At 65.2% G+C, this 13,439-nt stretch carries 12 protein-coding genes; 1 reads left to right on the forward strand and 11 read right to left on the reverse strand.

Annotated features, from left to right (window positions below):
* On the reverse strand, nt 1–242 hold a 242-nt coding region (locus P0D73_RS40895; RefSeq protein ID WP_408435596.1), incomplete at its 3' end, for a citrate/2-methylcitrate synthase.
* A 218-nt stretch (nt 243–460) separates the two neighbouring features.
* Here P0D73_RS40895 and prpR point away from each other — a divergent pair.
* Entirely contained in the window at nt 461–2,428 is a 1,968-nt protein-coding gene (gene prpR, locus P0D73_RS40900) for a propionate catabolism operon regulatory protein PrpR (RefSeq protein ID WP_408177860.1), read from the forward strand.
* Here prpR and P0D73_RS40905 read toward each other — a convergent pair.
* From P0D73_RS40905 to P0D73_RS40950, 10 genes are all read right to left on the reverse strand, one after another.
* Nucleotides 2,385–2,804 carry a helix-turn-helix domain-containing protein gene (locus tag P0D73_RS40905; RefSeq protein WP_408177859.1) on the reverse strand — a complete coding sequence of 140 codons (420 nt, stop codon included), beginning with the start codon at nt 2,802–2,804 and terminating at the stop codon, nt 2,385–2,387. The two genes, prpR and P0D73_RS40905, sit on opposite strands and share 44 nt — an antisense overlap.
* Nucleotides 2,801–3,970, reverse strand: coding sequence for an NAD(P)/FAD-dependent oxidoreductase (locus P0D73_RS40910; RefSeq protein WP_408177858.1), 1,170 nt, complete (start codon nt 3,968–3,970; stop codon nt 2,801–2,803). Before P0D73_RS40910 ends, P0D73_RS40905 begins: the two co-directional genes overlap by 4 nt.
* The gene (locus P0D73_RS40915) at nt 3,967–5,349 is read right to left on the reverse strand and encodes an FAD/NAD(P)-dependent oxidoreductase (RefSeq protein ID WP_408177857.1); all 1,383 of its coding nucleotides are present in this window, start codon (nt 5,347–5,349) and stop codon (nt 3,967–3,969) included. The genes P0D73_RS40910 and P0D73_RS40915 overlap by 4 nt, the downstream gene beginning before the upstream one ends.
* On the reverse strand, nt 5,334–5,648 hold the full coding sequence (locus P0D73_RS40920) for a (2Fe-2S)-binding protein (RefSeq protein ID WP_408177856.1): 315 nt from the start codon (nt 5,646–5,648) through the stop codon (nt 5,334–5,336). Before P0D73_RS40920 ends, P0D73_RS40915 begins: the two co-directional genes overlap by 16 nt.
* Entirely contained in the window at nt 5,645–7,489 is a 1,845-nt protein-coding gene (locus tag P0D73_RS40925; protein ID WP_408177855.1) for an ABC transporter ATP-binding protein, read from the reverse strand. Before P0D73_RS40925 ends, P0D73_RS40920 begins: the two co-directional genes overlap by 4 nt.
* Nucleotides 7,489–8,439 (reverse strand): ABC transporter permease, encoded by a 951-nt coding sequence (locus P0D73_RS40930; protein ID WP_132381912.1) that lies wholly within the window; start codon nt 8,437–8,439, stop codon nt 7,489–7,491. The genes P0D73_RS40925 and P0D73_RS40930 overlap by 1 nt, the downstream gene beginning before the upstream one ends.
* Complete coding sequence (locus tag P0D73_RS40935) at nt 8,436–9,389, reverse strand: ABC transporter permease (RefSeq protein WP_132381910.1); 954 nt, start codon at nt 9,387–9,389, stop codon at nt 8,436–8,438. The genes P0D73_RS40930 and P0D73_RS40935 overlap by 4 nt, the downstream gene beginning before the upstream one ends.
* 131 nt (nt 9,390–9,520) lie before the next feature.
* On the reverse strand, nt 9,521–11,137 hold the full coding sequence (locus tag P0D73_RS40940) for an ABC transporter substrate-binding protein (RefSeq protein ID WP_408177854.1): 1,617 nt from the start codon (nt 11,135–11,137) through the stop codon (nt 9,521–9,523).
* Nucleotides 11,138–11,217: 80 nt separating this feature from the next.
* Complete coding sequence (locus P0D73_RS40945) at nt 11,218–12,492, reverse strand: NAD(P)/FAD-dependent oxidoreductase (protein WP_132381906.1); 1,275 nt, start codon at nt 12,490–12,492, stop codon at nt 11,218–11,220.
* Nucleotides 12,493–12,560: 68 nt separating this feature from the next.
* On the reverse strand, nt 12,561–13,229 hold the full coding sequence (locus tag P0D73_RS40950; protein ID WP_408177853.1) for a haloacid dehalogenase type II: 669 nt from the start codon (nt 13,227–13,229) through the stop codon (nt 12,561–12,563).
* Nucleotides 13,230–13,439: the final 210 nt, after the last annotated feature.

Genomic DNA, 13,439 nt, shown 5'->3' on the forward strand with positions numbered 1-13,439 from the left:
GTCTTGTAGGCGGTCAGTTCGGCCTGGGTCGGCAGCTTTTCGTGCACGAGCAGGTACGCGATCTCTTCGAATTCGCAGGCGCTGGCGATATCGAGAATGTCGTAGCCGCGGTAGTGCAGGTCGTTGCCGGTCTTGCCGACCGTGCAGAGCGCCGTGTTGCCCGCCGTCACGCCGGACAGGGCGACGGACTTCTTCGGTTTGAATGCGCCTGCGTTCGGCGTGCTGTTGTCTGCTTCGCTCATGAGTTCGTCTCCTGATGCATGGGGGGATGCTTTGACCGCAGCCTTAAGAGCAAAGAATGGGCCAGCCGCTCCGACGCACGCTAAGTGCCTGATTTCACAAAAGACGGACGTCCACGATGGTTTGCATTTCGTTTCATAACTGAAATGCGAGTTTCAAATTGGAAATGGATGCGCGCATAATAGGCGGACGTTCTCCCCCCGCCGCGAGCCGCCCAGCCTTGAGCACACCTCTTTTCGAACCGGCCCAGCGCCCCCGCATCTGGGCCGTCAGCATCAGCCGCCTGCGCGATCTGTTTTTCGACATCGCCGGCGAATATGTCGAACGCGCGGACCTGCGTATCGTCGCGCACGGCTTCGAAGACGCCGTGCGCGAAGTCGACGCCGCAGGCGCGGGCCGTCCGGATGTGGTGATTGCCGGCGGCTCGAACGGCGCGTATCTGAAGACGCGCGTATCGGTGCCGGTCGTGCTGATCGGCCCGACCGGCTTCGACGTGATGCATGCGCTCGCGCGAGCGCGCCGCGACGGCGCGAAGGTCGCGCTCGTCACACACGGCAATACGCCTGACGAAGTGCGGCGTTTCGCGACCTCCTACGCACTCGACGTCACGTTCGCTTCCTATCAATCGGCGCAGGACGCGGAGAGCGTCGTGCTCGATCTGCGCGATCGCGGCATCGACGTGGTGGTCGGCCCAGGACTCGTCACCGATCTCGCCGCGAATGCCGGCATGGGGGCGGTATTTTTGTATTCGCGCGCGTCGGTGCGCGCGGCCTTCGACACCGCGCTCGAAGTCGCGCAGGCCACGCGCCGCGAAACGATCCGGCGTCAACGGCTCGACAATCTGCTGCAGCATCTGCGCGACGGCGTCGTCGCGCTCGACGCGCAAGGCCGCGTCGAAGCGATGAACCAGCGCCTCGCCGGCGTGCTCGGCCTCGACGCGGCGAATGCCGTGGGCCGCGTGCTGCTCGAACTCGCGCCCGATCTCGCCGGCAGCCTGCCGGACGCGGACGGCGACACGTTATGCACGGTACGTGGCGTGAGCTATGTCGTGCATCGCGGGCCGCTTGCCAGCAGCAGCGCGGCGGCGGGCACCGTGCTGACGTTTCAGGAATCGCGGGCGGTCGAACGGCTCGACCGGACGCTGCGTTCACGCCAGCGCGTGCAGCAGTTCAGCGCGCGTTACCGGCTCGACGATATCGTCGGCGCGTCCGAATCGATCGAACGGGTGCGCGCGCTCGTGCGGCGTTATGCCCGATCGGACGCCACCGTGCTGATTCTCGGCGAAAGCGGCACGGGTAAAGAGATGGTCGCGCAGAGCATGCATCAGTTGAGCGCGCGGCGCGACTTCGCGTTCGTCGCGATCAATTGCGGCGCGTTTCCCGAGGCGCTGCTGGAGAGCGAACTGTTCGGCTACGAGGAAGGCGCGTTCACCGGCGCGCGCAAGGGCGGCAAGGCGGGGCTGATCGAAGTGGCGCACCGCGGCACATTGTTTCTCGATGAAATCGGCGAGATGCCGTTGTCGTTGCAAAGCCGGCTCCTGCGCGTGTTGCAAGAGCGCGAAGTCGTGCGGCTCGGTTCGACGGAGCCGACGCGGGTCGATATCCGCGTGGTCGCGGCGACGCATCGCGCGTTGACCGAGGGCATCGAAGCGGGCAGCTTTCGCGCCGACCTCTACTACCGGCTCAACATTCTGAGCATCGCGCTGCCGCCGCTGCGCGAGCGGCCGACCGACCTGCTGCCGCTCGCCGTCGAACTGCTATTGCAAGCCGCGGCGCGCGAACCGAGGCTCGCGGCGCGCCTGCCGGACGCGGCCGCCGCCGAACGCCTGCTCGCCGCGCTCGACGAGCCATTCAAGCGTTACGCGTGGCCTGGCAACGTGCGCGAATTGCAGAACGTGATCGAACGGATCGCGGTCGAACTCGCCGACGTGGACGTAGACGCACTGCCCGAAGACGCCACCGAACCCGTTCTCACACGCGACATGTTGCGCACGGTCGCGCCTGAAATCGTCGAGCCGCACGCGCGTGCGAAGAAGTCAGCCTTAACCCTGCGCGAACGCAGCCGTCACGTGGAAGTCGACGAAATTCGCACCGCGCTTGCCGCGCACGACGGCGATCGCGACGCGGTCTGCGAGGCGCTCGGCATCAGCAAGACGACGTTATGGCGGAAGCTGAACGCGACGCCGTAGACGCGCCACTCAAGCCGATCGAACCACTCGCGCCGCCATGCCGCGCCGCATTGGCTGCGGCGCGCGCGATGAACATGCTGGGCGTCATGCCGCAGCATCGCTTGAAATGGCGGCCGAAATGGCTCTGGTCGAAGAAGCCCACCTCCGTCGCGACGACCGATCCCGGCACGCCTTCGAGCAACAGCGTCTGCGCGCGCTGAATCCGCAGGCCGCACAGATAGCGATACGGCGACGATCCGTATTGCTGCCGGAACACCGTGGCGAAGCGCGACACGCTGAGCGCGGACAGCGCGGCGAGTTGGGCGAGCGTCACCGGTTCGTCGAAATGGGCTTCGATGAAGGCGCGGGCGGCATTGAGGCTGATGGACTGTTTCATGACGTCACGATGCTCGAGCGGGCCGCCGGTTGTGTCGTGAAACGCCGGATGGAAAACGCGTCGAGAGGAATCGCCGTGCTGCCCGTATCGACGAGCTCCGCCAGCGTCTCGCCGACGCCCGGCCCGATCTGAAAACCCGACCCGCTGAAGCCGAACGCGTAGAACAAACCGTCGACCTGGCCGCTCGGACCGATCACCGGCTCGCTGTCGGGCAAATAGCTTTCCACGCCGCTCCACACGCGAATCACATGCAGCGGCGCCAACGCGGGCACGAGCCGACGCATCTGCGCCATTTGCCGCACGGTGTTGACCGGCAGCACCGAGGCGCGGCTCGTCACGGCGTCGGCGGGACCGGCCGGACCGCCGCCGACGATGATGTTGCCGCGCGGAATCTGGCGAAAGTAAATGCTCTCTTCCTTGATCGACGTGAACACGCCCATCGACGACTTGAACACGTAGGGCACCGGTTCGGTCACGCACATTTGCGGCCCGCGCGCGGTCAGCGGCACGTGTTCGCCGAACTGTTCGGTCAGCCGGCTCGCCCACGCGCCCGCGCAGATCACGAGTTGCGCCGCCCAGTACACGTCGCCGCGCGCGCTTTCCACGCGAAACCGGCTGCCGTCTTTTTCGACGCGCACGATCTCCGCGTCTTCGATCACCTGCGCGCCGAGCCGCGCCGCCGCGCGGCCGAACGCGGGCGCGGCGAGGCGCGGATTGGCGTGGCCGTCGAGCGGCGAGATCGAAGCCGCCAGCACCTCGCGGCCGAGAAACGGAAAACGCCTGAACATGGCTTCGCCATGCAGCACTTCGAGTTCGAGACCGTAGGCGCGCGCGTCGATGGCGTATTGATCGAAATTCTCGACGTCCTTCTGGTGGTAGCACACGCGCGTGTGGCCCGACGGCAGAAACTCGATGTCCTCGCCGAGCAGTTCCGCCGAGCGTTGCCACGTGCGCAGCGCGCGGTTGGCCATCGCCAGTTGCGGCAGCGCGCGGCCTTGACGGCGAATGCCGCCGAAGTTCACGCCGCTCGCCTGCTGTCCGGTGAGTCCGCGTTCGAGCAGAATCACCGAGCGGTTGCGCTGGCGCAGGAAGAACGCCGTCGTCGTTCCCATGATGCCGCCGCCGATCACGATCACATCGGCTTCGTTGCGGGTCGTCGCGCTCATTTGCTGACCTCGTCGCTCACCTCTTCGGTCAGCGCCACGGGCAGCGGTTTGACCGGCGCCTGGCCGCGCAGCCGTCCCACTGAAGACAGCGGCACACATGCGGCCGCCGCGATGATCTCCGCGCCCGCGTGGCCGCAATAGCGTCCCTGGCAACGGCCCATGCCGACGCGCGAAAACGCCTTCGCGCGATTGGCCTCTTTAGCGCCGGTCGCCTGCACCACGCGGCGCAATTCGCCGGCCGTGATCGCTTCACATCGGCAAACTATCGTTTCGTCCGGCAGCGACGCGGCGAATTTCGCCGGCCACGGGAAGGCTTCACGCAAGCCCGCGGCAAATCGTGAGAAACGCGCGAGTTCGGCGCGCAAGCGCTCCACGCCATTGACCGGTAGGCCGTGATCCTGCAAGGCGGCCAGCGCCGCGAGCCGGCCGGAGCATTCCGCCGCGTCGGCGCCGCGCACGCGTGCGCCGTCGCCCGCCAGATAGACGCCTTTGATGCTGCTGCGGCCGTCGGCGTCGATTTGCGGCAGCCACTGCCGAGCGTTTTCGTCGAACAGGAAGCGGCAACCGGCGAGATCGGCGAGTTGCGTCTCGGGCCGCAAGTGATAACCGAGCGCGACGGCATCGCACTTGAGTTCGAGGCGCTGGCCGCCGGGTAGCGCGACTTCAACCGCGTTCACGCCGTCTTGCGGCGAGCCTTTAATTTCGAGCGGCTCTACGCCGTGATGAACCGGCACACGCGCGTCGGACAGCACACGCGTCAACACAATGCCTTTTCTGAGCGCGGCGGGAATCGCCAGCAGGCGCGGCAGCGCGGCCACGCGCTGCATGAACGTCGAGGTGTCGAGCACCGCGGCAACCTGCGCGCCCGCCTTCACGTACTGCGCGGCCACGAGATACAGCAGCGGACCGCTGCCCATCATGACAATGCGGGAACCGATCGCGCAGCCTTGCGATTTCAACGCGACCTGCGCGCCGCCGAGGCTATAAGTGCCCGCGTGGTGCCAGCCCTTGACCGGCATCAGCCGGTCCGTCGCGCCGCTGCAGACGATCAGCGCGTCAAACACGAGCGTGTGATAGCGCGTGCCGCTCACCAGATGTACGGTATTCGGCGAGATGTTCCAGACCAGCGTCTCCGGCAGATAGTCGATGCGGCTCTTCAACGCATCGAAGCTCTGATGCAGCGACGCGGCACGCTCGGCCTCGGTGCCATAAAGCGTCTCGTAGCTGCGCGAAAACCCTTCCGGCTGACGTCGATAAATCTGCCCGCCGTCACGCCGCCCTTCGTCGACCACGACAGGCCGCAGCCCCGCTTCGACCAGCGCCTGCGCCGCGCGCACGCCCGCCGGCCCGGCCCCGATGATGACTACGCGCGGGGCCATACGCCCTCCCCGGCTTCCGCCAGCTTCGTAACGATCGACATGCCCGGCACGGCCGGCGTGCTGCACGCACGCACGCGCTCGCCTTGCGCGGTCCACACCCAGCAGTCCTGGCAGGCGCCCATCAGACAGAAACCGGCGCGCCGGCCGTCGCCGAATTCGGAATCGCGCAAGGTGGCCGTGCCGGTGAGCAACGCGACCATCAGCGTGTCGCCTTCGGCGGCCTCGCGCACGACGCCGTCCACGGTAATCGGAAAGGTCTTGCGGCCCGTTTCCGCAAGGCGCACGAATCGTCCGCTCATGCCGGGGTCACCTCCACCGTCTGCAAACGGTTCAGTTCGGCGACCGGATGGTGGCACAGAATCTCCGCGCCGGAAGGCAGCTTCTTCAACGAGGGCGGCGTCATGTTGCACTTGCCGTCGATACGCACCGGACAACGCGCGCGGAACGAGCACAACTCGGCAACGTCGGCACTCTCGCCCATCGCCGGCAAGGCAGTGGCGACGATGTCACGGCGCGCGTCGAGCCAGCCGGGTTTCAATGCCGGCACCGAATCCACCAGCAAGCCCGTGTACGGGTGATACGGCGGCGCCGCGAGCACCTCGCGCTGGCCCGCTTCCACACGATGCCCCGCATACAGCACGATCACTTCGTCGCAGATCGCGCGCACCGTCGAAATATCGTGGCTGATGAACATGTACGACACGCCGAGTTCGCGCCGCAATTCGGCGAGCAGATCGAGGATCGCCGCACCGACCACCGTGTCGAGCGCGGAGGTCACTTCGTCGCACAGAATCAAGGCGGGATCGGCGGCGAGCGCACGCGCCAGATTCACGCGCTGCTTCTGGCCGCCGGACAGTCCGGCCGGCGTGCGTGTGGCGATGCCGGCCGGCAGCTTCACCAGATCGAGCAGTTCCAGCATGCGCTTCTTCGCTGCCGAGCCGCGCAGATGGTGATAGAACGCGAGCGGCCGGCCGAGAATATCGGCGATCGAATGGCTCGGGTTGAGCGCCGTGTCGGCGTTCTGAAACACGATCTGAATCTGCCGATACTGCTCCGGCGTGCGGCGCGAGATTTGCGCCGGCAGCGGTTCGCCGTTGAACAGCACCTCGCCGCGCGCCCGGTCGACGAGACCCGCCACCACGCGCGCGAGCGTCGTCTTGCCGGAGCCGGATTCGCCGATCACGCCGAGCGTGCTGCCGCGCGGAATCGACAGACTGACGTCGTCCAGCACTCGCACGGCGGGCGCGCCGTGGCGGTCGATGCGGCCATAGCCCGCGGACAGTCCGCGAATCTCCAGCAGCGGCGGCACATGTTTGCCCAGGTTCGGCGGCAACGTCAGCACGGCTTCAGGACGACGCGTGGCCGCCAGCAACTGACGCGTGTACGCATCCACCGGCGCGTCGAGCACTTGCGCGACCGCGCCGTTCTCCTTCACCGCGCCGCCGTTCAACACGACGATGCGGTCCGCCATTTGCGCAACCACCGCCAGATCGTGCGACACGTACACGGCTGTAGTGCCGAGTTCGCGAATCACCTTCTTGAAGGCCGCGAGCACTTCGATCTGCGTGGTGACGTCGAGCGCGGTGGTCGGCTCGTCGAACACGACGACGGCCGGATCGGTGATCAAGGCCATCGCCGCCATCAAACGCTGCAACTGGCCGCCGGACACCTGATGCGGATAGCGCTCGCCGATCGTTTCCGGCGCGGGCAGCGCGAGCGAGCGGAACAGCCCGATCGCCTTGGCGCGCGCCGCTTCTTTCGTCATGAGGTGATGCAGCAGCGCCGGTTCGGTGACCTGATCCATGATCGTACGCGCCGGATTGAAGCCGGCCGACGCGCTCTGCGCGACATACGCCACGGTGCGCGCGCGCAACGCGCGGCGGCCCTTCGCGTCGAGCGACAACACCTCGAGCTCGCCGATGCGCACCGATCCGCCGCTGATCGCGCAGCCCGCACGCGCATAGCCGAGCAGCGACAGCGCGATGGTGGTCTTGCCCGAACCGGACTCGCCGATCAGTGCGAGCACTTCGCCCTTTTTCACCGAAAAATCGACACCCTTGACGATCTCCGTCACCGGCCCCGGCGCGGCCCCCGCGACGACTCTCAAGCCCTTCACTTCGATCATGTCGCGATCAGCCATCACGCACCTCCGTGGCTACGGCTGCGACGCCGCAGGTTGTCGATCAGCAGATTCATGCCGATGGTCAGCGTCGCGATCGCGACGGCCGGCATCAGCACGGCGGGCGCGCCTTCCGACAGGCCGCCGATGTTCTCGCGCACGAGCGAACCCCAATCGGCGTTCGGCGGCTGCACGCCGAGACCGAGGAAGCTCAGCCCGCTCAGCAGCAGCACGATGAACACGAAGCGCAGACCGAAATCGGCGAGCATCGGATGAATCATGTTGGGCAGCACCTCGACCCGCGCAATATAGAAAATGCCTTCGCCGCGCGCTCTCGCCACCTGCACGTATTCGAGGCCCATCACGTTCACCGCGAGCGAGCGCGAAATGCGGAACGCGCCGGGAATGTAGGCCACCGCGGCCACCGTCATCAGCATCGGGATCGACGAACCGAACGCGGCGATCACGACGAGCGCGAACACCTTGCTCGGAATCGAAATGAGCGCGTCGAACAGACGGCTCAGGATTTCATCGACCCAGCGGCCCGACACCGCCGCGAGCAGCCCGAAGAACGTGCCGATCACGCTGGCGAGCACCGCCGCGGCAAGCGCGAGGCCGACCGTGTAGCGCGCGCCGTAGAGAATCCGGCTGAGCATGTCGCGGCCCAGATAGTCGGTGCCGAGCGGATAGGCCGCGCTGTAGCGGCCGAAAATTTCCGTCGAGGTCAGCGCGCCGCCTTTGTATGGCGCGACCAGCGGTCCGATGAACGCGACCAGCAGCCAGAACGCCACCATCAGCAGACCGATCAGGCCGAGTATGGAGAAGCGGTGCACGAGGCGTTTGAGCACGCCGTGTTTCAGCGCCTGCGCTTCAACAGGAGCCGGTTCGACGACCACTTCGTCACGGCGCACGTCGTACAGCTCCGTGCCGGCGTGAGGCACGTGGTGGGGATTGGTAGGTTGGCTCATCATCGACGCAGCCTCGGGTTGGATATGATTTGACACAGGTCGGCGATCAGCACGAGCGCGAGATACGCCGCGCAGAACACCATCACGCAGCCCTGCACGAGCGGCATGTCACGGTTGGTCACCGCGTCCACCATCAGGCTCGCGAGACCGGGATAGTTGAAGATCGACTCGACGATCACTACGCCGCCGAACAGATACGACAGGCTCAGCGCCACGGCGTTGGCAATCGGGCCGATGGTGTTCGGCAACACATGCCGCCACACCACGCGCACCGGCGAGGCGCCCTTGAGCAAGGCCATTTCCACATACGACGAATTCAGCTGATCGAGCACAGCGGCGCGCGTCATGCGCGCCATCTGCGCGACCAGCACGCAGCACAGCGTCATCACCGGCATCGCGTAGATGCGCAGCAGCGCGCCGAACGAATGCACCTCCGACAGATACGACAGCGCCGGCAGCCAGCGCAGCTTGACGGCAAAGATCAGCACGGCGATCGTCGCGATCAGGAATTCCGGCACGGCCACCGTGGAGAGGGTCAGCACGTTGAGCGTGCGATCGAGCAGCGAGCCGCGGAACATCGCCGACGAAATGCCGATCAACAGCGCCACCGGCACCGAGACCAGCGCCGTCAGACCGGCCAGCACCAGCGAATTCGGCAGGCGCGTCGCGATCAGTTGACTGACGGGGAGATTGTTCGATAGTGACGTGCCGAAGTTGCCGCTCACCACGTGAAGAAGCCACACGAAGTAGCGTTGCAGCGCGGGCTGGTCGAGGCCGAACTGATGCCGCAAGGCGGCCACGGCTTCGGGGGTCGCCGCCTGGCCGAGCGCCTGCTGGGCCGCGTCGCCGGGAAGCAGCCCGGTGATGGCGAACACGACCGCCGACACCAGCAGCAGCGTGAGCAGCGCGAGGCCGAGGCGTGCGGCGATGAGACGTTGCGCATGTGCTTTCATCGTGAGTCTCCTCTGTCGACCAGAGTTAGCGGTTTAGCGCTTACTCTGGTCCCATGCAACGGAGTTGCAGTTAAAGCCGCGCGCCGCTCGATCCGCGGCGCGCGTGTTGCAGGGTGTGACCTGGGTCCGGCTCAGGTTTCGAGCCAGACGTTTTCCGCGAACATGAAGCCCATCAGCCCGGCAAGCGGAATCGAGCCGAGGCCCTTCAGCTTGTTCGTATACGCGTCGAGCGAACTCTGGAACAGAGGAATGCCGATACCGCCCGTTTCATGCACCAGCACCTGCATGTCGCCGTAGATCTTCTTGCGCTTGGCGTCGTCCGGTTCGCCGCGCGCGGCCACCAGCATCTGGTCGAACTTCGGGCTTTTCCAGTTCGCTTCGTTCCACGGTGCGTCCGACTTGAAGAACTGCGTGAAGATCACGTCGGCGCTCGGCCGCGCGTTGATGTTGCCGAAACCCAGCGGATGCTTCATCCAGTGGTTCGACCAGTAGCCGTCGGCCGGCACGCGCGAGACCTGCAGATTCAAGCCGGCTTGCGGCGCGACCTGCTGAAGGAACATCGCCATTTCAACCGAGCCTTCCGCAGCCGGCGACGCGAAGATCTGGATCGGCGCGCTGCCGACCTTGGCCTTCTGGAAATGGAACTTCGCCTTGTCCGGATCGAAGGCGCGCTGCGGCAAGCCGGCGAGGTAGTACTTGTTGGTCGGATCGATCGGCTGGTCGTTGCCGATCGTGCCGTAACCCTGGAAGATCGCGCGGCGCATCTGCTCGCGGTCCTGCAGGTACATCATGCCGCGCCGGAAATCGTCGTTGCCGGTCAGGCCGCCTTCGTCGCGCACGATCAGATCGGTGTACAAGCCGGTCTTCGTCTCCAGCACGGAGAAGCCGCCGGCGCCTTTGATCTGCGCGGTCGAACGCGGGCTCACCGCGTTGATCAGTTGCACGTCGCCGGAGAGCAGCGCGTTCACGCGCGCCGATTCGTCGCCGATGCCGATCAGTTCGACCTCGTCGAGATGCGGCATGCCCGGCTTCCAGTACTTCTCGTTTTTCACACCGACGGTGCGCACGCCCGGCGAGAATTCCTTGAGCTTGAACGGGCCCGTGCCGACCGCCGTTTTGAAATCCTTGGTGCCGTCCTTGATGATCTGGAAATGCGAGGTGGCGAGAATCACCGGCAGATCGGCGTTCGGGCCGTCCAGCGTGATGGTCACTTCGTTCGGGCCGGTCGCCTTCACTTCCTTGATCTGGTCGGCCAGTGTCTTCGCTTTCGAAGCGGTCGCCGGATCCTTGTGGCGCATGATCGAGTACACCACGTCGGCCGGGGCGAGCGCTTTGCCGTCGTGGAACTGCACGCCGTTGCGCAGCTTGACGACCCACACGGTCGCGTCTTTCGTATCGAGCGAGGTCGCCAGCGACATCTTCGCGCCGAGATGCGGGTCGAGCTCGGTCAGGCAGTTGTAGAACATGAAGCCACGAACGTAGTCGGTGCCGAGCGCGCCCTTCGCGGGATCGAGCGTATCGGCCGCGGAGGCGGACTGCGTCGCCACGCGGATCTTGCCGCCCTGCTTCGGCTTGGCTTGCGCCAGGGCCTCACCGCTAGCGGTCAGAAGACCGGCGCCTGTCACTGACATCATCCCGGCTGCGGCCATCGCGCGCAGCACACCGCGCCGCGACGCACCTTTGGCGGTCAACCGCTCCAACTCGCTGCCGAGATGAAGAGCGCCATGTTGCGAGTTTTCCTTATTCATCGAACTTCTCCGCGAGGGTGAGCAATGGGGTTGAGCAGACTTGGCTGCGTGGTTTTAATTGCCAATCGAACAACGAACGATCAATAAAAAATGTCCTTGATGCGGTAGTACGTGCCCACGAGCGGCAGGAACCAGGGTTTGCCGGTATGGCCGGGAATCGCGGGCCACTCCGACTCGCGCCACGGATTCTGGTCTTCATGGCCGTCCATCACGTCGGCCATCACCTGGCCCATGTGCGTCGACATTTGCGTGCCGTGACCGCTGTAGCCCATAGAAAAATAGATGCCGTCGTGCTGGCCGGCGTGCGGCAAACGATCGGCGCTCATATCCACCAGACCGCCCCAGCAATAGTCGATGCGCGCGCTAGCGAGCATCGGGAACATCGCGGCGAGGCCTTCCTGCAGGATGCGTCCGCTCTTCGCATCGGACGGCCGCTCGGACGCCGTGAAGCGCGCGCGGCCGCCGAACAGCAAACGCGAATCGGGCGTCACGCGGAAGTAGTTGTGCATCAGACGTGTAGTGGTATACGCGCGCCGGTTCGGAAACACTTGCGCCAGCAACTCCGGCGACACGGGCTCCGTCACGACGATGAACGAACCGACCGGCGCGAGACGCCGCCGATACCAACCAAACGGCCCATGCCGCGACGGGCCGGTCGCGATCAGCACCTGCTTCGCGCGCACTTCGCCGCGCGCCGTGGTGATGCGAAAGCCGCCGCCGTCTTTCACGATAGCGGTGACCGCCGCGTTCTCATACAACTTGGCGCCGCGGCGCACCGCGGCCTCGGCGAGACCGACGGTGAACTTGCCCATATGCATCTGGCCGCCGTGCCGTTGCAGCAATCCGCCGTAAAAACTGTCGGATTGAATTTCGCTGCGGATACGGCTGCGGTCGATCAGTTCGATATCCGTATCGACTTCACGGCGGATTGCCTCCGCCGTCTTCTCCAGATGCGCAAAGTGATGCGGCTTGGAGGCCAGCTTCAGCTTGCCGGTCGCAATGTAATTGCAGTCGATGTTTTCCTCGCGGATCAACCGCTCGACCGTGTCGACCGCATCCGAAAACGCGCGGTAGCAGGCGCTCGCGCGCTCCACACCGAGTTGCGCGACCAGCGCGACGAAGTCCTGCGCGACCCCGGTATTGACCTGTCCGCCGTTGCGCCCGGACGCGCCGCCGCCGATGCGGCCCGCGTCGAGCACGGTCACCGCGGCGCCGCGCTTACCCAACGCTTGCGCCGCCGACAGTCCGGTGAAGCCGCCGCCGATCACCACCACATCGGTCTGGCCGTCGACCGGACCCTCGCACGCCGACAGCAGTGGCGGCGCGGTGTCGAGCCAGTAGGAATCGAGCTTCATCCGGTCTGTCCTTGAGATGGGCAATGAGCGAGGCGGCAGGCAGTCTTTAGGGCGTGAAAAAACGGCGCTTACAGGCCGAGTTCCGAAGCCAGATGCGGAATGTCGTTGACCTCGTAGTACTGGTAGTACGGCGTCGACGGTTCGTGGCCGCGCTTGACGAACACCTTGTGCTTGATGCCCAGGTCGTGCGCGGTCATCAGGTCATAGCGCAGGCTCGACGACACGTGCAGCACGTCTTCCGGATTGCAGTTGAGCTGATCGAACATGTATTCGAAGCCTTGCATGCGCGGCTTGTACGACTGCGCCTGCTCCGCCGTGAAGACCTTATGGAACGGCGCGCCGAGCTTGTCGACATTGCTCTGGATCTGGTTGTTCGAAGCGTTCGAGAGAATCACCAGCTTGTACTTCTTCGCCAGACGAGCGACGCCTTCCGGCACGTCCGGATGCGGACCCCACGTCGGCACTGCTTCATAGATGCTCTGGGCGCCCGCTTCGTTGAATTCGACGTTCATGCGCTTGCAGGCACGGCGTAGCGCATTGACCACCACCTCGCGGTACGGCTTCCACGCACCGAGCACTTCATCGCGACGATAGCCCGAGTAAAACGCGATGAGCTTTTCCAGGTCTTCGCCGTTCAGCAAGTGGCCGTACTGTTCGCGCGTCATGTCGGCCATGTGGAATTTCGTCAGCGTGCCGTAGCAGTCGAAGGTGATGTATTTCGGTTCGAATTCGATCATGGTGCAGTCCTATCGTGATGGTGAACTCGCTGTCGGAGCTCATTGGCGAAAACAGGCAAAAGCTCATTCCTGTTAAAGATTTAATCAGCGCAAAAACATAGATGTTCCTGATTAGGGCATGGCTGGTGACACAAACCAGGCGTTTTGAGGCCGCGGACAGCACAGAATGCGGCGATCGGCCTGAAAGCCTTGCCCATGATGGGTTTGCGG

Origin of the sequence: Paraburkholderia sp. RL18-101-BIB-B (assembly GCF_046026985.1) — a bacterium.
In the GTDB taxonomy this organism is placed as follows: domain Bacteria; phylum Pseudomonadota; class Gammaproteobacteria; order Burkholderiales; family Burkholderiaceae; genus Paraburkholderia.

Bases quoted from the DNA above. Each gene is read 5' to 3' on its own strand.
- P0D73_RS40910 (WP_408177858.1), bottom strand. From the start codon at position 3,970: ATGAGCGCGACGACCCGCAACGAAGCCGATGTGATCGTGATCGGCGGC.
- P0D73_RS40945 (WP_132381906.1), bottom strand. From the start codon at position 12,492: ATGAAGCTCGATTCCTACTGGCTCGACACCGCGCCGCCACTGCTGTCG.
- P0D73_RS40925 (WP_408177855.1), bottom strand. From the start codon at position 7,489: ATGGCTGATCGCGACATGATCGAAGTGAAGGGCTTGAGAGTCGTCGCG.
- P0D73_RS40905 (WP_408177859.1), bottom strand. From the start codon at position 2,804: ATGAAACAGTCCATCAGCCTCAATGCCGCCCGCGCCTTCATCGAAGCC.
- P0D73_RS40935 (WP_132381910.1), bottom strand. From the start codon at position 9,389: ATGAAAGCACATGCGCAACGTCTCATCGCCGCACGCCTCGGCCTCGCG.
- P0D73_RS40940 (WP_408177854.1), bottom strand. From the start codon at position 11,137: ATGAATAAGGAAAACTCGCAACATGGCGCTCTTCATCTCGGCAGCGAG.
- P0D73_RS40920 (WP_408177856.1), bottom strand. From the start codon at position 5,648: ATGAGCGGACGATTCGTGCGCCTTGCGGAAACGGGCCGCAAGACCTTT.
- P0D73_RS40950 (WP_408177853.1), bottom strand. From the start codon at position 13,229: ATGATCGAATTCGAACCGAAATACATCACCTTCGACTGCTACGGCACG.
- P0D73_RS40930 (WP_132381912.1), bottom strand. From the start codon at position 8,439: ATGATGAGCCAACCTACCAATCCCCACCACGTGCCTCACGCCGGCACG.
- P0D73_RS40915 (WP_408177857.1), bottom strand. From the start codon at position 5,349: ATGGCCCCGCGCGTAGTCATCATCGGGGCCGGGCCGGCGGGCGTGCGC.